We start from the raw sequence: 22,021 nt of genomic DNA on the forward strand, positions 1-22,021 counted from the left end.
CCCGCGCACCCGGCGCTGGACCGCTACCCGCGCTCCTCCACCCGCAGCAGCGCCCGCTTGGGCTGGAGCGTGATCCCGATGCGGGCCGTGCTGTCCGTCTCCGCGGCCGGAACCAGTCGCCAGCGGGGCGTCACCGTGGCCAGGATGATGGCCAGTTCGGCCATGCTGAAGTGATCGCCGGGGCACTTCCGGTTGCCGACGCTGAACGGCATCATCGCGCTCTGCCGGCTTTCCGCGGCGCGTTCCGGCAGCCAGCGGTCGGGGTCGAACTCCAGATGGTCCGGGAAGGACCGCGGATCGCGCTGCATCGCATACGGGCTGTAGACGATGTCCGCACCGGCCGGAATGTGATAGCCGCCGAGCTCGGTATCGACGGCGGCCTGCCGCGTCAATATCCATACGGCCGGCCGTATGCGCATCGCCTCCGTGATGACATTGCGCGTATGGATTAGGCCCTTGAGGTCGGCGAATGCGACGGGGCGGCCGGCCGTCACGGATTCAACCTCCTCGTGCAACCGGCTTTCCTGCTCGGGGTGTTCCGCAAGGAGCTGGAACGTCCACGTGAGGGTCGACGCGACATTCTCCGCGCCGGCCACGACGAGGGAGACGACTTGGTCGTGCACCTCCTGCTCGCCGACCGTTTCGCCATTCTCGTCCTCGGCGCCGAGCAATGCCGCGAGCAGGTCACCCGGATTGACGCCGGACGCGCGCCGCTCGGCAATGATCTCGTCCACCAGCCGATGCAAATCGGCCAAGGCCCGCTCGAATCGGCGATTGGCCGGAAGTGGCAGCCGGTAGAAGGGTCCGACGGACAGGACCATGCGCCGGTACAGGCCGCTGAAGACCGTGTGCAGCGAGGAGCTGAGCCGGTCGGCGCGCTCGTCGACCGAGTCGACGTGCAGGACGGAGCGGGCGACGATGCGCACCGCCGTGCGGAACACCTCGGCGCCGATGTCGACCGTCTCGCCGGGCTTCCAGCGCGCCGCCATGGCGCGCGCCTCCTCCTCCATCACGGTCGCGTAGTCGGCGATGCGGTCGGTGCGGAACGCGGGCTGGATGGTGCGCCGCTGGCGCCGGTGCATGGGCCCGTTGCTGGTCGCCACGCCCTTGCCGAGGAGCACTCCGAGGGTGTCCCAGAGGGGCCCGCCGACCATGTAGTCGGGGCTCTTGAGGAGCGCGGCCACGAGGTCGGGATCGCAGACCGCGTACGCCGTCTTCGGGCCGAGCCGGAGGCGGACCAGGTCGCCGTGGCCGCGCAGTGAGGCCACGAAGGCGAGGGGGTCGCGCACGAGGTTCCAGGCGTGCCCGAGGAGGGGCGCGCCGCCGCCGGCGTACGGCGGTGTGCGTCGCTCACCGGGCTCCGCCACGGCCGGAACGGAGGATTCTGCCGATTCGACGGTCATTCGTCACCTGCCTGGTCGCTGATGTACGGAGGAGTGGCGCGGTCGTCCCAGCTGTCCACCTGATAGCGGCCCGACTCGTGGTGGAACCAGTACACGGAACTGAACCAGTTCCGCATATTGGAGACGCACGACCTGAGTGCTTGGGCGAGGCTCTCGCCCGCTAAAGTCCCGTCGGCCGATTCGTTCGCCATACGCAGAACTTCGGGCTCCGCGACCAGGAATTCAAAAATGCATCCGCGAACCCTTCGGCGGACTTCTTCCACGGCCTCTTCGAGGGAAATCCCCTCATGCTGGATGAGGCTTATCCCGAGGTTGTGGAGTTCATCGCCCGCGAGTTCCTTGGGCAGTGAGCACAGGTCGTTGTACCACGCGGCAAAATCCTGGCACGCGAGCGCGGCACGCCGGTATGCGGGGCTTTCGAGTACCCATTCCGGGAGCTCGTACTGCGCGGTCGGCTCGAGGAGATCGAGCCATATCCAGTGTGCGAAGGTATTCCTTCGGAGTTCGATGTACTCCTCGACCGAAGGCACCGTTCCCGAGGTCCGGTTCTGGAATTCCTGGTCGTAGGCGTCGATCACCACGTGGAAGTGGCGGGCGAACCGGGCGTTCCATGAACGGGTGAGGGAGCCGTTCAGCCGGAGCACACTGTCGGCGAACGCCGCAACCAGAGGGTCCTTGTGGTGCAGATGGAGCTGAGGTGCCTCAAGTGCCGCGTGGAGCTGGACCGCGAGGCGTCGCCAGGCGCCGGCCCTGCCGTGGATCACGTCGCGGTCGTGGCGGTCGTCCCAGACGAAGAACCACGCGCTGTAGTCGCAAATCGCGGAGAGGAGGTCGTCGGGGGCTCCTATGTAGTAGCCCGCCATGAGGTCGGTGTAGCAAAGGCCATCGGCATATTTCTCCACCTTGTCCGGCGACATGAGCCGCTTTTGGAGCAGCCAGGACCGCGTCTTCTCCTGAAGCTTTGGCCAATACGGATGCAGATTGCGAGGAAACGCCTCCTCGATCACCGGTAGCGCCAGCGCCGGTGGGACCGCTGTCTGCGTCTGTGTCTGCACCCGAGTCCGTGAAGTGCTGTGTGAGAAAGCAGGCACGAACAACCCCTCTCAGCCGCCCGATGGCGTGCGCCCCTCCGCTGTGCCGGGCGCGCGCCGTTGCGTATCCCCGCACTTTCTATTCAGCACTACAACTGACCGTTCTGGGAACGGATTTGCTCCCCTCACTCCCCCCATGCGCCGGAAAAGTCCCCATAGGTGACTGATTCTGGATCATCTGGGGCCGATCCGGTTCGCACACCTGACCGCAAGGGTGGTCCGGGCCCCGAACACGCGAGCGGCGCCCGGCCAGTTGGGAACCTGGCCGGACGCCGCTCGGATGTCACTCGGGTGCGCTCAGGGCCCAACAGGCCCTTCCCACTCAGTCGTTGGAGACGACCTCGTAGCGCGGGGTGCCCTCGGCCATCTGCTTCATGGCGTCCTTGCGCTCGCGCTTGGAGAGGCGGTCGATGTACAGGTACCCGTACAGGTGGTCCGTCTCGTGCTGGAGGCAGCGCGCGAAGTAGCCCGTGCCGCGGACCTTGATCGGGTTGCCCTTCTCGTCCTGCCCGGTCACCACCGCGTAGTCGGGACGCGCGAGCGGCGCGTACGCCGTCGGCACGGACAGGCAGCCCTCGTTCGAGTCGTCGAGGCGGCGCTGGTCCGCGGGCAGCTCCTGGAGCACCGGGTTGCAGACCACGCCGGTGTGACGCGCCCCGTCGTCGTCCGGGCAGTCGTAGACGAAGACCTTCAGGTCGACGCCGATCTGGTTGGCGGCGAGGCCCACGCCCTCCGCGGTGCGCTGGCTGGCGAACATGTCGTCGACCAGCTGCGCGAGCTCGTCGCCGAACTCGGTGACGTCCTTGCACTCCTTGTGCAGGACGGGGTTCCCGACGACGGTGATCGGCCGCGACGTGCCGCGCGCGACGGCGGCCTCCTCGCGGGCGGCGTTGTCCTCGGTGTCGAGGACGAAGCCCTCGTCGTCCACGGGGAGCACTCCGGCGTGCTCGTGCTCGGTGTCCTGCTGCGCCATGTCCGACGTACGCCTTCCGGTACCTGCTACGACAAATTTTCCGGGGTACAGCCTACGGGGACCGGTCAGCAGACCTCTTCAAGGTCCCGCCAGTCCCTGGAGTCCGGGCTGTCCGCGACCCAGCCGTCGAGCAGCCCCCGCACCAGCGCCGCGGGCGCCGCGACACCGCACTCGCGCTCGGGCACCCACAGCTGGCCGTCCGTGCGGTGGCCGAGCGGCCCCGGATGTCCGGGCTCGCTGTGGTCGTGCGGGTCCAGGTGCTCGCCGTCGCCCTCGTCGGACGGCATCCGCGACTCGGAGCACATCCGGCACAGCAGCCGCACGGAGGACGACCAGTCCTCGGCGGCGAAACCGGCGTCGGAGGCGAGCTGCTCCAGGGCGTCCCGGTCGGCCTCGGTCGCCGCCTCCAGGAGAACGACCCAGGTGGGGACGGGCGAGGGAGCCCACAGCTCGATCTCGTCGAAGACGGGGTACGAGTGCCCGGCGGCCGTCGTCCGCTCCCCGTGGGGCACACCGTCGTGCAGCACGACCTCGCCCCAGCGCCGCCCGGAGGACGGCAGCGGGATGGACAGGACCTCCATGCGGGCGGGGTCGAGCCTGCGCCCCCACACCACCTCGGCCTCGCCCTCCGGCGACAGCCGCACGGCGGCGCTGCCCAGGTCCATGCCGGTCGGCTCACCGGCGGCGGTCGCGCCGCCCGGCACCTTCAGTCCGTACGCCTGCCAGGCCCGCCGTGCGAGCGGCCAGTCCTGCAGGGCGGTGGCCGCGATGCCCACGTTCCACCAGTCGGGGGCGCCGCTCTCGCGGTCCAGGAGGGCGACCGCGCGCAGGCCCGCGGCCCGCGCCTGCTCCCAGTCGTGCCGGAACTTGTGCAGCAGCGCGAGGTTGAACCAGGACTCGGACAGCCACGGCTCGAGGTCGGCGGCCCGGGTGAGCAGGGCCCCGGCGTCCTCGTACCGGCCGTCGCCGATGAGCGTGAACGCCCGATCGGTGGCCTGCCGCCATGAGGCGGAGGGCCGGTGCCGTCCCTTGCCGAAGATCCTCACGATTCCCGCCTGCATTCCCGCCTGTCGGTCCGGGGGACGGTGCCCTCGGGAGGCCTTCCCCCAAGGAGCACGGCCGGGGCCTGAGCCCCCGGACATCCTCTTCTTCGCATCCAACCACGTGCGGCCGGACAGCCGCTCATTACCCATGGGTTACCCAGCCGGGGGCAGGGTCACCCCGCCCCTCGACACGACCCTGGCCAGGGATTCCACCACATCGGGCTGGTAGTCGCGCCCCGTGGCCAGACGCAGTCGCTCCAGGGCGGTGAGGGGGCCCTGGGGACCTTCTCCCCGGGCCATCTCGTCGTATGCGTTGGCGGTGCGGACGATGCGCGCGGTGAGGGGCTGCTCACGGTAGGGGTCGGCCTGGCGCTCGACGACGACGGCGACCTCGGCGTCCACGCCCGTCTGGCGCACGACGGCCCCGCCCAGCAGCGCGATCCGGCGCTGCTCCTGGGCGGGCAGGGCGGCGGTGGCGCCGTCGGCCACGGGGTCGACGAGGGACAGCTGCCCGATGTCGTGCATGAGGGCCGCGTACTCCAGGACTGTGAGGTCGGGCTCGGAGAGACCCAGCTCACGGCCCACGGCGCGGCTGAGCGCCGCGACGCGCAGGGCGTGGCCCTGGGGCGTGTAGCCGGCGATCTCGGTGGCGCGGGCCAGCGAGGCGATCGTCTGCCGGTACGTGGTCCGCACGGCGGCGTACCGACGGAAGGCGAGCTGGGTCAGGAGGAGGGGCAGGCAGAAGACGGGCAGTGCCCACAGTCCGGCGACGGCCACGGCGAGGGCGATGACGGCACCGGTGGCGCACACCGCGGAGCCGATGCCGCTCATGGCCCGCAGCTCGTCCCTGAGCAGCGGCCCGAACGGCCAGCCGGTACGGGCGTGCGCCATGGCCGCAGCGAGGACGGCGTCGCACAGCGCGGTCAGGACGAGCAGCCCGACGAGCAGCAGCGCGTAGGGCGCGCCGTCGCCGAGCCAGGCGCCGAACCTGCCCTCGTTGTACAGGGGTTGGAAGCAGACGGCGGCGAAGGCGACGGTGAGGACGCGCCGCGCCATGTGGTCGGCGGACGGCCCGCGCCCGACCGCGAGATGCGGCACGGAGCCGACGAGCGCGGCAGCGACGCAGACGGCGACGACCTGGAGCGCTCCGTGATGCGTCGCCTGCCCCGCCGTCTCCCCGAGGAGTGCGTACGCGAGCGCGCCGGCGACCCCAAGTGGGGCCGGCTCCCGGTCCCTTCCGGGTGCCCCCCAGCGCGCGAGTTCACCGACGGCGATGAGCACGCCGAAGGCGAGCGCCGTCCCGGGCTCCTCCAGCCCCTTCCAGAGGGTGGCGCCCAGGGAGACGGCACTGAGCACGACGGCGAGGCCCTGGACGGCCGCGATCGTGGTGCGCGCCCGGCCGCTCCCCGGACCCGGGGACCGCGTCCACGTCACCGCGGGGCCGCCCGCCGCGTGACGCGGGGCCCGGGCATCTGCCCGGCGGCCTCGTCCGCGGTCACGGCGGGGTTCCATCCGTGCCGCCCGAGCGCCCGCACCAGCGCCCCGACCATCAGCGGGTCGAACTGCGCGCCCGCGCACCGGGACAGCTCGGCGAGGGCGACGTCGACGGGCCGCGCCCTCGAGTAGGACCGGGTGGACGTCATCGCGTCGAACGCGTCCGCCACCGCCACCACCCGCGCGAACTCCGGGATCTGCGCCCCCGTGAGCCCGTAGGGGTACCCGCTGCCGTCCATCCGCTCGTGGTGATGCAGGATCGCCGCCCGCGCCTCCCCCAGGAACCCGATGCCGCGCACCATCTCGTGCCCGTACTCGGGGTGCAGTTCGATGATGCGCCGCTCCTCGGGGGTCAGCGGGCCGTCCTTGCGCAACAGGCGGGTGGGGACGCCGAGTTTGCCGACGTCGTGCAGGATCCCGGCGAACCGCAGGACCTCGGCGCGCTCGTCCGCCATGCCGAGTTCGCGGGCGATCATCATGGACGCCTGGCCGACCCGCTCGCTGTGGCCCCGCGTGTATCCGTCCTTGATGTCGACGGCCTGTACGAGGGCCCGGATCGTCTCCTGGTGGGCGGCGCGCTCGCGGTGGTACTGGGCGAACACCCAGCAGGAGATGTACATCGGCAGCAGCACGAGCAGCGCGGCGAACGGGCCGTACGGGCTGCGCCACAGGACGGCCATCATGAGGCCCGCGAGGCCGTGCACGGCGACGGGTCCGAGGGCGCTCGGGAAGAGGCCGCGCCAGGCGGCGCGCAGCGGGACGCGTTCGGCGGTGGCGAGGATGCCGCCGTCGAGCAGGGCGAGGACGGCGCAGAAGACGAGGACCGCCGCTCCGGCGGGCACGAGCGCGTACGGGAAGTGGGGCGCGGACACCGCCGCGGTGCCGCCGAGCGCTCCGTGGACGCGGGCGGCGGCCCAGGTGGCGAGGGCGAGCTGGGCGGCGCGCCAGACGCGGCGCAGGCCGGCCGGGCGCCGGTCGGTCCTGGCGACGAGCGCTCCGGGCACGGCGACGAGTGCGGCAGCCGCGGGCGGCAGGAGGAACGCTCCGGCGAGCAGGACCGGGAAGAAGGTGCCCATGCCCTTGGGTACGCGCCGCCCGATCACACGGCACTGGCCCGCGTGTTCGCATCCCGTGTAGAGGACGGCGAGGAGTCCGACGGCGGGCCAGGGTGTGGCCGGGCCCGCGGCGGGGGCCAGGCACGCGAGGGCGCCGCCGGCCGCGCACAGGACATAGCCGAGGGCCACTGGCGGAACCGTGCGCATACCGACCCCCCTCCCCGTGATCCCGCTTCAGGTTCCGGAGAATAGAGCGGTGGAGAGGGCGCGCGGGCGGCATCGCGAGGATTCCCCGGGCCACCCGACGGCGGATTAGCACATTCGGGTGACGGGGGTGGAGAACGAGGGGCGGGGAACCCGGCCGGGAATGGCGGGGAACGGCGGCGGGACGTGACATATCGCCGTCACGTCCCGCTCATCACCGCTCGGCCCCGGGGCCGCAGTCTCAGGCTTCCCGCAGCTTGGGAGCCGACGCCGTCACGTCCTGGTCGGGCACGGCCTGCCCCGACCGGATCAGGTCGATGCGGCCCATGACCTTCGACCGCAGGTCGCTCGGTACGTCGTCCTGGCCGCAGCACCGCTTGACCAGCTTCTTCACGGCCTGCTCGAGGCCGTACTTCTCGAGGCACGGAGAGCACTCCTCGAAGTGCGTCTCGAACTTCGTGCAGTCGCTGTCCGGCATCTCGTGATCGAGGAACTCGTAGAGATGGTCGAGGACTTCACTGCAGTCCGTCTCGTGGTGCTCGCCGCAGCTCATGAGCCCGAGCCTTTCGCTTCGTTCGACTCCCCGGCACCGGCCGGGACCAGTCCGCGGTCGCGGGCGTAGTCCTCGAGCATGCCGCGCAGCTGGCGACGGCCCCGGTGGAGCCGGGACATCACCGTCCCGATGGGTGTCCCCATGATGTCCGCGATCTCCTTGTACGCAAAGCCCTCTACGTCGGCGAGATAGACCGCGATGCGGAACTCCTCGGGGATCGCCTGGAGCGCCGACTTCACGTCCGAGTCGGGCAGGTGGTCGAGCGCCTGCGACTCGGCGGAACGCAGGCCGGTCGACATGTGCGACTCGGCACGCGCCAGCTGCCAGTCCTCGATCTCCTCGGCGGCACTGCGCTGGGGCTCGCGCTGCTTCTTGCGGTACGAGTTGATGAAGGTGTTCGTGAGGATGCGGTACAGCCACGCCTTGAGGTTCGTGCCCTCGCGGAACTGGTGGAACGACGCGTACGCCTTCGCGTAGGTCTCCTGCACCAGGTCCTCGGCATCGGCCGGGTTGCGCGTCATGCGCAGCGCAGCCGAGTACATCTGGTCGAGGAACGTGAGCGCGTCGCGCTCGAAGCGCAGGCTGCGCTCCGCGGCGGTCTCCTCGGGCTCTTCCGCCTGGCCGTGTTCGGTCCCTGCGTCGGTGCCAGTGACCGGACCCACCTCCTCCAACGACGTGGCGGGGCCGAAGGAGACCCCACTCGAATCGGAGAATAGACGACCCTCGGTCGAAGCGGCCTGGTGATCGGGTCCGCCCGCCGTCCGAATGGGGGCGGTCTTCGCCGCGTGCAGCACGCTCCACTCCAGGTCAGCGGCGCTGCTGCGGCTCGGGCAGATGATCGAACCCATGCGGCGGACTTCCTCTCGTAAGCACTCGTGACAACGCGTGACTTCTCGCACGTCTTCGACAGCACTCTCGCACCGTCTGTTCCGGACAACAGACGCCCGGGCCGCAACATTCCCGGGCGTCACGCGAGTGATCCGGCCCACTTCACGACGGCGTCCACTATGAGTGCCACGGCCTCGTCCTGGCCGATGTCCGCCCGCTTCGGCACCGCGAACCCGTGGTCCCCGTAAGGGATTTCGACGAGCTCGTACGCGGTGGATCCGGGGAATTCCGCGGGCTTCCCGAAGGGGTCGTTGCCGCCCTGGACGACGAGGGTGGGGACCCCGGCGCCGAGGAGTTCGTCGGCGCGGGACTTCTCGGGGCGGCCCGGCGGGTGGAGCGGGAAGCTCAGGGCGAGGACGGCGGCCGCGCCGAGTTCTCGCGCCGTCCGGCACGCCACGCGCGCGCCCGCGCTGCGCCCGCCCGAGACGACCGGGAGCCCCGGCTTCTCCAGGGCGGGCCACACCCCGCGCCAGCCGACGTCCAGAGTCTTCGGCGCGGGCGCCACCTTCTTGCCGGCCACCCGCCACGGCTGCTCGACGAGGGCGACGGTCACTCCGTGTGCGGGCAGCTCGGCGGCGACGGCCTTCAGGTCACGCGCCTCGATGCCGCCGCCGGCGCCATGGCTGAGGGCCAGGACGAGGCGGGCCTTCTTCCCGGGGGCCGGGTGCCAGGTGATGCGGGCCTCACCTGCGCCGGTCTCGACGTTCTCGGTCTTCGCGGCGGGCCCGGCGGCTCTCGTGGTCGTGTTCTTGGTCACGTTCTTGGTCACGTCAGAAGAGTGTGCCCTCCTCGGGCCCTTCCAGCTCCTTGAGCAGCTCCGGCCCGTTGTTGCGCACGTTGCTGACCGAGGTCGAGACGGGGTAGGCCCGCATCAGGCCCTCCGGCGGCGGCGCGAGCAACGACTTCAGGTCGTCGACGTCGGTGTGCGCCGGGTCGAGCCAGGCGTCCCAGCGGTCCGGCGTGAGCATGAGCGGCATGCGGGGGTGGATGTCGGAGAGCGAGCGGGGCCCCTCGTCGGGGGCGACGGCGAGCGGCGCGGTCTCCGCCTCGGTGGTGATGACCGTGCAGGTCACCCACCAGGCGAGCGGGTGCTCGTCGGGCAGGGTGCCGTCGCGCCAGAACTCGTACAGGCCCGCCATCGCGAAGACGGAGCCGTCGGCGGGCGTGACGAAGTAGGGCTGCTTGCGCGGCCGCTTCTTCTTGCCCTCGACCTCCAGGTCGCGCTCGCCGACGCCGGTGACCCACTCGTAGTAGCCGTCGGCGGGCAGGATGCAGCGGCGGCTCGAGAAGGCGCGGCGGTACGAGGGCTTCTCGTACACCGTCTCGGCGCGGGCGTTGATCATCCGGGCGCCGCCCTCGGGGGTCTTCGACCACGACGGCACGAGGCCCCACTTGAGAGTGCGCAGCTGGCGAACCGGATTCCGGTCGGCAGCGTCCTTCACAGGGCGGTCGAGGACCGCGTAGACCTCCTTGGTCGGGGCCACGTTGAAGTCGGGCGCGAGGGTCTCCTCGGGCTCCCACTTCTCGACCTCAAAGATTCCTGCGAGATCCTCGGGCCTACGACTCGATGCATACCGTCCGCACATACGTGCCACAGTGCCAGATACTGGCCCGCCAGAGGGAGCCGCTCCAGCCATGTACGTCACCGCGAGTAGTGGCGCCGCCGACCTGTGGGACCGGGTCTTCGGCAGCCAGTCCGACCCCGATCAGTGGGTGGTGTTCGCCACAGCGGCGGTCGCGCTCGCCGTGATCGTCCCGCACAACATATGGCGGCTCTCCCGCAACGCGATCACCATCGCCCACGAGGGCGGGCACGGCATCGTGGCCCTGTTCAGCGGGCGCCGTCTCGACGGCATCAGGCTGCACTCGGACACCAGCGGCCTCACGGTCAGCCGTGGCAAGCCGTCGGGCCTGGGCATGATCCTGACCGCGGCCGCCGGCTACACCGCTCCCCCGCTCCTCGGACTCGGCGGCGCGGCGCTGCTCGCCGCCGGGCACATCACGGCCCTCCTGTGGCTGGCCACGGCCCTGCTCCTGGCGCTGCTCGTGATGATCAGGAACGCGTACGGCGCGCTGACCGTGATCCTGACCGGCGGCCTCTTCGTGCTCGTGTCCTGGCTGGCGGGACCGCAGGTGCAGGCCGCGTTCGCATACGTCGTCGTGTGGTTCCTGCTCCTGGGCGGCGTGCGGCCCGCGTTCGAGCTGCAGAGCAAGCGCAGGCGGGGCGGGGCCGGGGACTCCGACGCGGACCAGCTGTCGCGGCTCACGCACGTGCCGGCGGGAATGTGGCTGTTCTTCTTCCACGCCGTCTCGCTGTGCTCGCTGCTCGGCGGGGGCCGCTGGCTGCTGGGACTCTGACCCCGGTGGGGGCTCGTGATCCGGCCCGATCGCCTGAGCCCACTAAAGTAAAGGCATGACCGAAATCCCCGTGCACACCTCTCTCTGGCCCGCCCCCCACGCGAGCGGCCCCGTCTTCGCGACGGTCCATGTGCCGGGGTCGAAGTCGGTCACCAACCGCGCGCTCGTCCTGGCCGCGCTCGCCGCCGAGCCCGGCTGGCTGCGCCGCCCGCTGCGCTCGCGCGACACGCTCCTGATGGCGGCCGCCCTGCGCGCCATGGGCGTCGGCATCGAGGAGGGCGTGGGCCCGGACGGTTCCGGCGAGGCCTGGCGCGTCATCCCTTCGGGGCTGCGCGGCCCGGCCACGGTCGACGTGGGCAACGCCGGTACGGTGATGCGCTTCCTGCCCCCGGTCGCGGCGCTCGCCGACGGATCGGTGCGCTTCGACGGCGACCCCCGTTCGTACGAGCGGCCGCTGAACGGCGTGATCGACGCGCTGCGCGTGCTCGGCGCCCGGATCGACGACGACAGCCGCGGCTCGCTCCCGATGACCGTGCACGGCACCGGTGCCCTCGACGGCGGCCGGGTCGAGATCGACGCGTCCTCCTCGTCACAGTTCGTCAGCGCCCTCCTGCTGTCCGCGCCGCGCTTCAACCAGGGGGTCGAGGTGCGTCACGTCGGCGGCCCGCTGCCCTCGATGCCGCACATCCGGATGACCGTCGACATGCTGCGCACGGTCGGCGCCCAGGTCGACACCCCGGAGTCCGGCGGCGAGCCGAACGTCTGGCGCGTCACCTCGGGCGCCCTGCTCGGCCGCGACCTGACGGTGGAGCCCGACCTGTCGAACGCCCAGCCGTTCCTGGCCGCGGCCCTCGTCACCGGCGGCAAGGTCACCGTCCCCGACTGGCCGGAGCGCACGACGCAGCCCGGCGACCGGCTGCGCGAGATCTTCACCCTGATGGGCGGCTCCTGCGAACTGACCGGGCAGGGCCTCGAGTTCACCGGATCCGGCGCGATCCACGGCATCGACGTGGACCTGAGCGAGGTCGGCGAGCTGACGCCCGGCATCGCGGCCGTCGCGGCCCTCGCCGACTCCCCCTCCACGCTCCGGGGCGTGGCGCACCTGCGCCTGCACGAGACGGACCGCCTGGCCGCGCTCACCAAGGAGATCAACGAGCTCGGCGGCGACGTCACCGAGACCGCCGACGGCCTGCACATCCGGCCGCGCCGCCTGCACGGCGGGATCTTCCACACGTACGACGACCACCGCATGGCCACCGCGGGCGCGATCATCGGCCTCGCCGTGCCGGGCGTGGAGATCGAGAACGTGGGGACGACCGCCAAGACCCTGCCCGACTTCCCCGACCTGTGGGCCGGGATGCTGGGGAACTGACGGGCGGATCGAGATCATGCGCCGCTACGGCAAGAACCCCGACGAGGACGACATCCGCGTCCGCCCCAACCGCAAGGGCAACCGCCCGCGCACGAACATCCGCCCGAAGCACGAGGACGCCGCTGACGGCATGGTCCTGACCGTGGACCGGGGCCGCCTCACCGTCCTCATCGACGACATCCCCGTCACCGCGATGAAGGCCCGCGAGCTGGGCCGCAAGGCGGCCGTGGTCGGCGACCAGGTCTCCGTCGTCGGGGATCTGTCCGGCAAGAAGGACACCCTCGCCCGCATCGTCCGCATCGGGGAGCGCACCTCCGTCCTGCGCCGCACGGCCGACGACGACGACCCGTACGAGCGCGTGGTCGTCGCCAACGCGGACCAGCTCGCCATAGTCACCGCTCTCGCGGACCCCGAGCCGCGCCCCCGCATGATCGACCGCTGCCTCGTCGCCGCGTACGACAGCGGCCTCGACCCGCTCCTCGTGCTTACCAAGTCGGACCTCGACCCGCCGGACAAGCTCCTGGAGATGTACGGGGCGTTGGGCGTCCCCTACGTCGTCACCAGCCGGGACGAGCTGGAGAGCGGGGCGGCGGTCGCCCGGGTGCGCGAGCAGCTCGACGGCAAGATCACCGTGTTCGTCGGCCACTCCGGCGTCGGCAAGACGACGCTGGTGAACGCGTTGGTGCCGAAGGGCAGCCGGCGTACGACGGGCCATGTCAACGCGGTCACGGGCCGCGGCCGGCACACCACGACGTCCGCGCTCGCGCTGCCGCTGCCCGACGACAGCGGCTGGGTGATCGACACCCCGGGCGTGCGCTCCTTCGGTCTGCACTATGTCGACCCGTCCCGCGTCATCCACGCCTTCCCCGACCTGGAGCCGGGCACGGAGAACTGTCCGCGCGCGTGCAGCCACGACGAGCCGGACTGCGCGCTCGACGAGTGGGTCGCTCAGGGACATGCCGATCCCGCGCGTCTGTACTCACTGCGGCGGCTGCTCGCCACGAGGGAGCGACGCGAGGGCGACTGACCTCAGCGTTGTTTGCGACCGCCCCGCGACGGTAAGTGCATACTCGCACCAAGCCGGACGCAAGATCGAAAGCGTACGAAGCGGTCACGGAAGTCGAAGATGCTGGAGGCAAGCACATGGCGTGGCTGCTGGTCATCGTGGCGGGGATTCTCGAGACCGGCTTCGCGGTCTGCCTGAAGCTCTCGCACGGCTTCACCCGGCTCTGGCCGACGATCGCGTTCTCGTGCTTCGCCCTCGGCAGCTTCGGCCTCCTCACGCTCGCGCTGCGCAAGCTCGACGTGGGTCCCGCGTACGCGGTGTGGACGGGCATCGGCGCGGCGGGCACCGCGATCTACGGCATGGTCTTCCTCGACGACCTGGTCTCCACCCTCAAGCTCGTCTCGATCTCGTTCGTGATCGTCGGTGTGATCGGGCTTCAGCTGTCGGGCTCGGCGCACTGAGCCGCCACGCTCACACGACGTCCCGTACGCGCGGGAAGTGGCAGGCAGCGCTCTGCTTCCCGGCCACCGGGCTCGCGGGCACCTCGCGCTCGCAGCGTTCCCTGTCGGCCCCGGGCAGGTCCGCGTAGACGGGGCAGCGCGCCCGGAAACGGCATCCTTCGTAGCGCCGCGTCGGGCTCGGCGGATCCCCGGCGAGCAGGATCCGGTCCCGCTGCCGTACCCGCTCCCGCTCGGGGTCGGGCAGCGGCACCGCGGACAACAGTGCCTGGGTGTAGGGGTGCAGAGGCCCCTCGAAGACGTCGGCCACGGGCCCGGACTCGACGGTCCGCCCCAGGTACACGACGCTCACACGGTCCGCGATGTGCCGCACGACGGACAGGTCGTGCGAGACGAAGAGATAGGCGAGGCCGAGTTCCGCCTTGAGCCGCTGGAGCAGGTTGAGGACGCCCGCCTGTACGGAGACGTCGAGAGCGGAGACGGGTTCGTCCAGGACGAGCAGCTCCGGCTCGACGGACAGAGCCCGCGCGATCCCGACGCGCTGCCGCTGGCCGCCGGAGAACTCGTGCGGAAAGCGCTCAGCGTCGGCGGGGTCGAGGCCGACCTGTTCCAGGAGTACGGGGATCCGGCGCGCGATCGCCGCCCGGTCCGCGCCCTGGGCGCGCAGCGGCTCGGTGATGATGTCGCCGACCGGCATCCGGGGATCCAGGGAGGCCATCGGGTCCTGGAACACGATCTGCACGCGCCGCCGCAACGCCGCCCGCCCCGCCTTCCCGAGCCCGCCCACGGACTGCCCGAACAGCTCGACGTCCCCGGCCTCGGGCCGTGCCAGTTCGAGGAGTTCGAAGAGGGTGGTGGACTTCCCCGACCCGGACTCGCCGACGAGCGCGAGGGTCTCTCCGCCGCGGATGTCGAGGTCCACCCCGTCGACGGCGTAGACGCTCCCGACCCGCCGCCTGAAGGCGCTCCCCTTGAACACGGGAAACGTCCTGGCAAGCCCACGCACCTTCAACACGGGCTCCGCCGGGGGGCGTTCACCGCGTTCGGGGATCCCGGGCACGGGGAAGACGTCCTGCGGGGCGAGTCCACGAACCTCATCGGCGCGCACACAGGCGGCAAGGTGAGGCGCCGCCGCACCCGCAACGGCCCGCAACGGAGGCACCTCGCTCAGACACGCCTCCACCGCCAAGGGGCACCTGGGCGCGAACGCGCACCTCCCGCCCAACTCTCCGCCCCCCGGCGGAGCCCCCGGCACGGGTACCAGCACGTCCGCCGCCCCGTCGAGCCGCGGCACCGCCCCCATCAGCCCCAGCGTGTAGGGCATCCGGGCCTCCCGGAACACGTCGTCCACGGGCCCGCTCTCGACCACACGGCCGGCGTACATCACCGTCACCCGGTCGGCCATCCCCGCGATGACCCCCAGGTCATGGCTGACCAGCACGACGGCCGCACCCGTCTCCCGCTGAGCCGTCCGCAGTACGTCGAGCACCTGGGCCTGGATCGTCACGTCGAGCGCCGTCGTCGGCTCGTCGGCCACGATGACGTCGGGGTCGTTGGCCATGGCCATCGCGATCATGGCCCGCTGGCGCATGCCCCCGGAGAACTCGTGCGGGAAGGCGTCGGCGCGCGCGGCCGGTTCCGGGATCCCTACGAGGTCGAGCAGCTCAACGGCGCGTGCCCGCGCCGCTCGTCCGGACACTTTCTGGTGGGCCCGCACGGCCTCGGCTATCTGGTCCCCGATCCGGTACACGGGCGTGAAGGCCGACAGGGGGTCCTGGAACACCATCCCGATCCGGCTGCCGCGCACCCGTGAGAGATCCCGGTCGGACGCGCCGACCAGCTCCTGCCCGTCGAGCCGCACCGATCCGCGGACGGCGGCGCCGGCGGGCAGCAGGCCGAGGAGGGCCAGCGCGGTCGCGGACTTGCCCGACCCCGACTCGCCCACCAGGCCGAGGACCTCTCCCCGCTCCAGCGCCAGGTCCACGCCGCGTACTGCGGGCTTCCCGTCGAAGTCGACCTGGAGCCCGGACACCTCAAGCAGCACGGCGCACACCCTTCCTCGTGGCGGCCGCGCTCGTCGGATCGAACGCGTCGCGCAGCCCGTCCCCCACCAGGTTCACCGCGAGCACGAAGACGATGAGGAGCCCGGCGGGGAAGAAGAACATCCAGGGGTAGGTGATGGCCGCGCCCGTCGACGAGGCGATCAGGGTCCCCAACGAGACGTCGGGCGCCTGCACGCCGAACCCGAAGTACGACAGCGCCGTCTCGCTCATCACCGCGCCGCCGACCGCGATCGTGGCGTCGATGATCAGGAAGGACGCCACGTTGGGCAGGACGTGCCGCCAGATGATCCGGAAGGGTCCGACGCCCATGTAGCGGGCGGCGCGCACGAATTCGCGTTCCTTGAGGGACACGGTCATCGAGCGCACCACCCGCGCGGTGATCATCCAGCCGAAGACGGCCAGCAGTCCCACGAACGCGAACCAGCCGCCACCCCGCAGCCGCGGCGAGACGATCGCGATGATGAGGAACGAGGGGAAGACGAGGAGCAGGTCGACGACGAACATGAGCGCCCGGTCCGCCCAGCCGCCGAAGTACCCGGCGCACGCGCCGACCAGCGCCGCGAGCCCGGTCGAGAACAGGGCCACCAGAACCCCGATCACCAGGGACTTCTGGAGCCCGCGCACGGTCTGCGCGAAGACGTCCTGACCGATGCGGTTGGTGCCCCACCAGTGGTCGGCCGACGGGCCCTCGCGCAGCGCCGTGTAGTCGACCTTGCTGTACGTCCACTCGGCGAGGTACGGGCCGAGCACGGCGAGGGCGACGAGCAGCAGCAGGACCGTCGCCCCGGCGAGGGCGCCGCGGTGGCTCAGGAAGCGGCGTGCGACGACGCCGGCCCGGCCCCGGGGGGGTACGGCCGGGAGCACCGGGTCGAGCACGGCGCTGGCGGTGGTGGTCATGGCAGGGGACGTCCTCGGGCGTCAGGCGCGCCGGACGCGCGGGTCGAGTGCGGCGTGCAGGGCGTCGGCGAGGAAGCCGGACAGCAGCACGACCACGGCAGCGAACACATTGACGGCGACGACGGAGTTGACGTCGTTCTTGCCGATGGAGGAGACGAACCACTCGCCCATGCCGTGCCAGCCGAAGATCGTCTCGGTGAAGGTGGCGCCCGTGAACAGAGCGAGGAAGCCGTAGCTGAAGAACGTGGACATGGGGATGAGGGCCGTACGCAGTCCGTGCCGCAGCAGCACCGTGCGCCGGGTCAGCCCCTTCGCCTGGGCCGTGCGCAGATAGTCGGCGCCGAGCACGTCGAGCATGGCGGAGCGCTGGTAGCGGCTGTACCCGGCGACGGCGCCGAGGGCGATGGAGATCGTCGGCAGCAGCAGGTGCACCGAGCGGTCCTTCAGGACGGCCCAGAAGCCGTTGTCGACACCCGGGCTCTTCTCGCCCGTGAACTGGATGAGCTCGGTCCCGGTTTGCTGGTTGAACCAGATGGCGCCGATCTTGAGCAGTACGGCCAGCAGGAAGACCGGGGTCGAGAGCAGCGCGAACGACGCGAGGGTCAGCGCCCGGTCGGACAGCCGGTACTGGCGCACCGCCGTCCACGCCCCGGCGATCACCCCGACCACCGTGCCGGCGATCGTGCCGAGCAGCAGCAGGCGCAGGCTCACCCCGATCCGCCGGCCGAACTCGGCGGCGACGGACGACCCGTCGATGGTCTGCCCGAGATCGCCGCGCACGGCGTGCCCGGCCCAGGCCAGGAATCGTTCGGCGAGCGGCTTGTGGTCGTTGACGCCCATCGCGGTGAGGTGGTGGTCGACCGCCGAGGGCGACAGGGGCGGCTGGCGGCCCTCGTAGTAGGCGCGCGGGTCGAGCGCGAGCGAGGCGATCAGGTAGGAGAGGCAGACGGCGACGAGCAGCAGGACCACGTAGTAGCCGAGCCGCTTGGCCAGATATGCCGACACCGTTCCTGCCCTCACTGCGGATTGCGCCGAACTCTCGCTGAAACACACCTGATGACGACCGGGGACCGTGCCCGGATCCCCTCATCGGCTGTCATCGATGAGGGGTCATCAGTTTTCAACTCCAGCATGATCGCGGGTTGTTGCTGCTTTGTGAAGAGCGCATGTCAAGGTCGCCGCACTCTTCCGCCGTCAACTCCCGCGGGTCTACGGTCTCGGCTGACATGCGGCCGCTCCGCCGCCGCAGCCCGGACCGGAGGAAGACCCATGCGCAGATCCACCCTCACCGCCGTCGCCGCAGCCCTGTCGGCCACTCTGGTGCTGGCGGGCTGCGGGTCGTCCGACGACGACAAGCCGGTACGGAAAGAGGCCGCGCCGGCGGTGGACGGTCAGGACATCAACGCGCATCCGGTGAGCGATCTCCGGCAGGGCGGGGCGCTGAAGATGGGCCTGTCGACGTGGCCCGCGAACTTCAACTGGAACACCCCCGACGGCTTCCAAGGGGACGCCACGGAGGTGGACGCGGCGCTGCTGCCCGACCTGTTCGACAACGACGCCAAGGGCGCCCAGCACGTCAACCCGAACTTCCTGGTCTCGGCGAAGGTCGTCTCCACCGACCCGCAGGTCGTGGAGTACGAGCTGAACCCGAAGGCCAAGTGGTCCGACGGAAAGCCGCTGAGCTGGAAGGACTTCGCCGCTCAGTGGAAGGCCCTCAACAACACGGACAAGGACTACGAGGCGGCCGTCACCGACGGCTACGAGCAGATATCCAAGGTCGAGCAGGGCAAGGACGCGCACGGCGTCCGGATCACCTTCGACAAGCCGTACGCCGAGTGGCAGAACCTCTTCGACCCTGTGTACCCGGCGGCGTACATCGACACCCCGGAGAAGTTCAACAAGGGCTGGACGCAGAAGCTCCCGGTCACCGCGAACGCCTTCAAGATCAAGAACATCGACAGGACAGCCCAGACGATCACCATCGTGCCGGACCCGGCCTGGTGGGGTCCCAAGCCCAAGCTGGACTCCGTCGTCTATCGGATCGTCGACTTCACCGCGACCACCGAGGCGTATCTCAACAAGGAGATCGACGCCGCCACCGCGCTGCTGCCCGAGGACTACAAGCGCCTGGTGAAGTCGGCCGGCACGGACATCCGGCGCGGCGCGCGCTGGGACGAGGTGCACATCGCGCTCAACGGCGCGCACGGCCCGCTGAAGGACGTCCGCGTGCGCCAGGCGCTCGGCAACGCGATCGACCGCAAGGGCATCAACGCAGCCTTCAGCAAGGACCTCTCCTTCGAGCTGAAGCCGCTCGACAACCACTTGTTCATGCCCAACCAGGAGGGCTACCAGAACAACTCGGGCGAGTACGGCACGTACGACCCCGAGAGGGCGAACAAGCTGCTCGACGAGGCCGGCTGGAAGTCGGCCGGTGAGGGCAAGACGCGCACCAAGGGCGGCAAGGACCTCACGCTCGAGTACACGCTGAGCGCGGGCAGTTCGTCGGCCCAGGTCGACCAGGCGGAGCTGGTGCAGCAGCAGCTGGCGGCCGTCGGCATCAAGGTCACGCTGAAGAAGGTCCCGGCCAACGACTACTTCACGAAGTTCGTGAACACCGGCAACTTCGACCTGACGAGCTTCCGCAACGTCGACGCCGTCTTCAAGAGCGTCGTCGTCCCGACCTTCGTCCAGCCGCAGGGCAAGAACCTCTTCCAGAACTACGGCTCCATCGGCTCCCCGAAGATCGACGGTCTGCTGAAGGAGGCCCAGCGGACCACGGACACCACCGAGGCGAACAAGCTCTACAACGAGGCCGACAAGGAGCTGTGGAAGCTCGGCCACTCCATCGAGCTGTACCAGCGGCCGCAGATCGTCGCGGTCCGCTCCGGCCTCGCGAACTACGGCGCCGAAGGCCTCGCCAGCAGCGACTACACGAAGATCGGCTGGCTCAAGTAGCTCACCGGGTACGTCACTTCAGGCGGTGGCGTCCCGGCGCCGGTGCGGCAGCGCCTCCCTCAGGAGGCGCCCCACCCCACCGTCGCCCGGCGGGGCGAGCAGACAGGACAGGGCGAGCCGGACGGCCAGTTCGCAGTCGCGGGCCAGCTGGTCCGCCTCCACCCGCGGCCGCCCCGTCGAACGGAGCGCGGCCGCGGCCCGCTCGCGGACCAGCTTCACCAGGTCGCCGGGACCGGGGAGCGGCCCGTCGGCCCGGCGCTGCGCGGGCACGGTGGACGACGAGGGCACCCCGGCGAGCGCCGGGGCCGGCAGTCGCTCGCCCCAGCAGCCGGTGAGCACGGCCCGTACGAGCGCGCTGGAGCCCGCCGCGGTGACGGTCCACTCGGCGACGGCCTCGATCCCGGCCTCCTTCAGGGCCCGGTCGACGCCCGCCAGATAGGCGTCGGCCTCGCGTCGGACCAGGGCGCGCGCGAGCCCGTCCTTGCTGCCGAACTCGTTGTAGAGGGTCTGCCGGGACACCCCGGCGACGGCCGCCACGTCGATCATCCGCACCAGAGGCCAGGGGCGCCCGGCCAGCGCCGTACCGGCCGCGTCCAGCAAGGACTCCCGCGCTGTGGGCATCGTCGCCTCCCCCACGCCGTAGCGGCTCAATCGCCAGGGTTGACGCGCCCGCGTGCCCTGTCAATAGCCCTCGCGGACCGCCGGGCCCGGCGCCCTGTGGCCCCGGACCGACCTCGATCGATACTGTTCATCCATGCCCGACTATCACGATGATCTGCGTCTCGCCCACGTCCTCGCGGACGCCGCCGACGCCGCGACCATGGACCGGTTCAAGGCCCTCGACCTGAAGGTCGAGACCAAGCCGGACATGACGCCGGTGAGCGAGGCCGACAAGGCCGCGGAGGAACTCATCCGCGGCCAGCTGAAGCGGGCACGGCCGCGGGACGCGATCCTCGGCGAGGAGTACGGGATCGAGGGGACGGGCCCGCGCCGCTGGGTCATCGACCCGATCGACGGCACGAAGAACTACGTACGCGGCGTGCCGGTCTGGGCGACGCTCATCTCGCTGATGGAGGCGGGCGAGGGCGGCTACCAGCCGGTGGTCGGCGTCGTCTCCGCACCGGCTCTCGGCCGCCGCTGGTGGGCGGCGAAGGGCGCGGGCGCCTACACGGGCCGCAGCCTGACGTCGGCCTCGCGCCTGCATGTCTCCAAGGTCGGGCGCCTCGCGGACGCCTCCTTCGCGTACTCCTCGCTGAGCGGCTGGGAGGAGCAGGGCCGGCTCGACGGCTTCCTCGACCTCACGCGCGCGGTGTGGCGCACGCGCGGATACGGCGACTTCTGGCCGTACATGATGGTCGCCGAGGGCGCTGTCGACATGGCGGCGGAGCCCGAGCTCTCCCTGTGGGACATGGCGGCGAACGCGATCATCGTGACGGAGGCGGGCGGCGTCTTCACCGGCCTCGACGGGCGCCACGGCCCGCACAGCGGCAACGCGGCGGCGTCGAACGGCCTGCTCCACGGCGAGCTGCTGAGCTACCTGCAGACGTGAGCGTCGCGCCGCTACGGCGCGCGGAAGCTCCGTAGCGGCGCAACGAACCTTCCGCGCCCCCTTGTTGACGGCCCGAACGGCTGCGACTCTGAGAGTCCCCCCACTTGTGAACTTGTGAATCCGTTCTCCAGGTCGGGACCGGAGGCAATCCTTCGGCATCCCGGAGGTCGCGGATTCACCAAGGAGGTGGCTCACGCCCATGCTCGTCCGCGACGCCATGAGCACGATGGTCCTCACCATCGGCCCCGCCCACACGCTGCGCAGGTCGGCCCGCCTGATGTCCGATCGCCGCGTCGGCGCGGCGGTCGTCCTCGACCCCGACACCTGCGGGATCGGCATTCTGACCGAGCGCGACATCCTCAACTCACTCGGCCTCGGCCAGAACCCGGACCACGAGATCGCCGGTACCCACACCACGACCGACGTCGTCTTCGCCGCCCCGGCATGGACGCTCCAGGAGGCCGCCGAGGCCATGTCGCACGGCGGCTTCCGGCATCTCATCGTGCTCGACGACCAGGAGCCGGTCGGCATCGTGTCGGTCCGCGACATCATCCGCTGCTGGGCCCCGGCCCGCCGCGCGTCGACGACGCTGGTGAGCTGATCCGCGTACGGCACCGCTGTACGCGAACAAGAGGGCCGGCCCCCGATGGGAGCCGGCC

General features: G+C 71.0%; 21 protein-coding genes. 7 read left to right on the forward strand and 14 right to left on the reverse strand.

Annotated elements, in window-relative coordinates:
• Positions 1 to 23 precede the first annotated feature (23 nt).
• From OG574_RS18780 to OG574_RS18825, 10 genes are all read right to left on the reverse strand, one after another.
• A complete protein-coding gene (locus OG574_RS18780) occupies positions 24 to 1,403 on the reverse strand; it encodes a bifunctional albaflavenone monooxygenase/terpene synthase (protein WP_326774177.1) in 1,380 nt (459 codons plus the stop codon).
• Positions 1,400 to 2,494 carry an epi-isozizaene synthase gene (gene cyc1, locus OG574_RS18785; protein ID WP_326774178.1) on the reverse strand — a complete coding sequence of 365 codons (1,095 nt, stop codon included), beginning with the start codon at positions 2,492 to 2,494 and terminating at the stop codon, positions 1,400 to 1,402. The genes OG574_RS18780 and cyc1 overlap by 4 nt, the downstream gene beginning before the upstream one ends.
• A 322-nt stretch (positions 2,495 to 2,816) precedes the next feature.
• A complete protein-coding gene (gene def / locus OG574_RS18790; protein WP_326774179.1) occupies positions 2,817 to 3,467 on the reverse strand; it encodes a peptide deformylase in 651 nt (216 codons plus the stop codon).
• 65 nt (positions 3,468 to 3,532) lie between these two features.
• Positions 3,533 to 4,513, reverse strand: a complete 981-nt coding sequence (locus OG574_RS18795; protein ID WP_100596001.1) for a tetratricopeptide repeat protein — start codon at positions 4,511 to 4,513, stop codon at positions 3,533 to 3,535.
• A gap of 150 nt (positions 4,514 to 4,663) precedes the next feature.
• Positions 4,664 to 6,022, reverse strand: a complete 1,359-nt coding sequence (locus OG574_RS18800) for an HD-GYP domain-containing protein (protein ID WP_326774180.1) — start codon at positions 6,020 to 6,022, stop codon at positions 4,664 to 4,666.
• On the reverse strand, positions 5,941 to 7,266 hold the full coding sequence (locus OG574_RS18805; RefSeq protein WP_326774181.1) for an HD-GYP domain-containing protein: 1,326 nt from the start codon (positions 7,264 to 7,266) through the stop codon (positions 5,941 to 5,943). Before OG574_RS18805 ends, OG574_RS18800 begins: the two co-directional genes overlap by 82 nt.
• Before the next feature lie 238 nt (positions 7,267 to 7,504).
• Positions 7,505 to 7,816, reverse strand: a complete 312-nt coding sequence (rsrA, locus tag OG574_RS18810; RefSeq protein WP_326774182.1) for a mycothiol system anti-sigma-R factor — start codon at positions 7,814 to 7,816, stop codon at positions 7,505 to 7,507.
• A complete protein-coding gene (gene sigR / locus OG574_RS18815; protein WP_199841903.1) occupies positions 7,813 to 8,478 on the reverse strand; it encodes an RNA polymerase sigma factor SigR in 666 nt (221 codons plus the stop codon). Before sigR ends, rsrA begins: the two co-directional genes overlap by 4 nt.
• A gap of 305 nt (positions 8,479 to 8,783) precedes the next feature.
• Positions 8,784 to 9,473 carry an alpha/beta hydrolase family protein gene (locus tag OG574_RS18820; protein ID WP_326774183.1) on the reverse strand — a complete coding sequence of 230 codons (690 nt, stop codon included), beginning with the start codon at positions 9,471 to 9,473 and terminating at the stop codon, positions 8,784 to 8,786.
• 1 nt (position 9,474) lies between these two features.
• Positions 9,475 to 10,290: an SOS response-associated peptidase gene (locus OG574_RS18825; protein WP_326774184.1), complete on the reverse strand. Its 816-nt coding sequence runs from the start codon at positions 10,288 to 10,290 to the stop codon at positions 9,475 to 9,477.
• 49 nt (positions 10,291 to 10,339) lie between these two features.
• Here OG574_RS18825 and OG574_RS18830 point away from each other — a divergent pair, with 49 nt between their 5' ends.
• From OG574_RS18830 to OG574_RS18845, 4 genes are all read left to right on the forward strand, one after another.
• Complete coding sequence (locus OG574_RS18830; RefSeq protein WP_326774185.1) at positions 10,340 to 11,062, forward strand: M50 family metallopeptidase; 723 nt, start codon at positions 10,340 to 10,342, stop codon at positions 11,060 to 11,062.
• Between the two features lie 55 nt (positions 11,063 to 11,117).
• On the forward strand, positions 11,118 to 12,434 hold the full coding sequence (gene aroA, locus OG574_RS18835; RefSeq protein WP_326774186.1) for a 3-phosphoshikimate 1-carboxyvinyltransferase: 1,317 nt from the start codon (positions 11,118 to 11,120) through the stop codon (positions 12,432 to 12,434).
• Between the two features lie 16 nt (positions 12,435 to 12,450).
• Positions 12,451 to 13,461, forward strand: a complete 1,011-nt coding sequence (gene rsgA, locus OG574_RS18840; RefSeq protein ID WP_326774187.1) for a ribosome small subunit-dependent GTPase A — start codon at positions 12,451 to 12,453, stop codon at positions 13,459 to 13,461.
• 116 nt (positions 13,462 to 13,577) lie between these two features.
• Positions 13,578 to 13,901: a DMT family transporter gene (locus OG574_RS18845; RefSeq protein WP_100595965.1), complete on the forward strand. Its 324-nt coding sequence runs from the start codon at positions 13,578 to 13,580 to the stop codon at positions 13,899 to 13,901.
• Between the two features lie 10 nt (positions 13,902 to 13,911).
• Here OG574_RS18845 and OG574_RS18850 read toward each other — a convergent pair whose 3' ends face one another.
• The 3 genes from OG574_RS18850 to OG574_RS18860 are packed head-to-tail and all read right to left on the reverse strand — an operon-like array spanning position 13,912 to position 17,863.
• Complete coding sequence (locus OG574_RS18850; RefSeq protein ID WP_442816830.1) at positions 13,912 to 15,951, reverse strand: dipeptide ABC transporter ATP-binding protein; 2,040 nt, start codon at positions 15,949 to 15,951, stop codon at positions 13,912 to 13,914.
• Positions 15,932 to 16,858: an ABC transporter permease gene (locus OG574_RS18855; RefSeq protein WP_326774188.1), complete on the reverse strand. Its 927-nt coding sequence runs from the start codon at positions 16,856 to 16,858 to the stop codon at positions 15,932 to 15,934. Before OG574_RS18855 ends, OG574_RS18850 begins: the two co-directional genes overlap by 20 nt.
• Before the next feature lie 21 nt (positions 16,859 to 16,879).
• Positions 16,880 to 17,863, reverse strand: coding sequence for an ABC transporter permease (locus tag OG574_RS18860; protein ID WP_326774189.1), 984 nt, complete (start codon positions 17,861 to 17,863; stop codon positions 16,880 to 16,882).
• Positions 17,864 to 18,127: 264 nt separating this feature from the next.
• On the opposite strand from OG574_RS18860, the gene OG574_RS18865 reads away from it, so the two are divergent.
• Positions 18,128 to 19,813 carry an ABC transporter family substrate-binding protein gene (locus tag OG574_RS18865; RefSeq protein WP_326774190.1) on the forward strand — a complete coding sequence of 562 codons (1,686 nt, stop codon included), beginning with the start codon at positions 18,128 to 18,130 and terminating at the stop codon, positions 19,811 to 19,813.
• Positions 19,814 to 19,831: 18 nt separating this feature from the next.
• Here OG574_RS18865 and OG574_RS18870 read toward each other — a convergent pair whose 3' ends face one another.
• Positions 19,832 to 20,434 (reverse strand): TetR/AcrR family transcriptional regulator, encoded by a 603-nt coding sequence (locus tag OG574_RS18870; protein WP_326774191.1) that lies wholly within the window; start codon positions 20,432 to 20,434, stop codon positions 19,832 to 19,834.
• Positions 20,435 to 20,567: 133 nt separating this feature from the next.
• Between OG574_RS18870 and hisN the strand changes: the two genes are divergently transcribed.
• Together hisN and OG574_RS18880 are read left to right on the forward strand one after the other, a co-directional pair.
• Positions 20,568 to 21,362 (forward strand): histidinol-phosphatase, encoded by a 795-nt coding sequence (gene hisN, locus OG574_RS18875; RefSeq protein ID WP_100595971.1) that lies wholly within the window; start codon positions 20,568 to 20,570, stop codon positions 21,360 to 21,362.
• A gap of 199 nt (positions 21,363 to 21,561) precedes the next feature.
• Positions 21,562 to 21,963, forward strand: a complete 402-nt coding sequence (locus OG574_RS18880; RefSeq protein WP_326774192.1) for a CBS domain-containing protein — start codon at positions 21,562 to 21,564, stop codon at positions 21,961 to 21,963.
• Positions 21,964 to 22,021: the final 58 nt, after the last annotated feature.

Origin of the sequence: Streptomyces sp. NBC_01445 (genome assembly GCF_035918235.1) — a bacterium.
Lineage (GTDB): Bacteria > Actinomycetota > Actinomycetes > Streptomycetales > Streptomycetaceae > Streptomyces.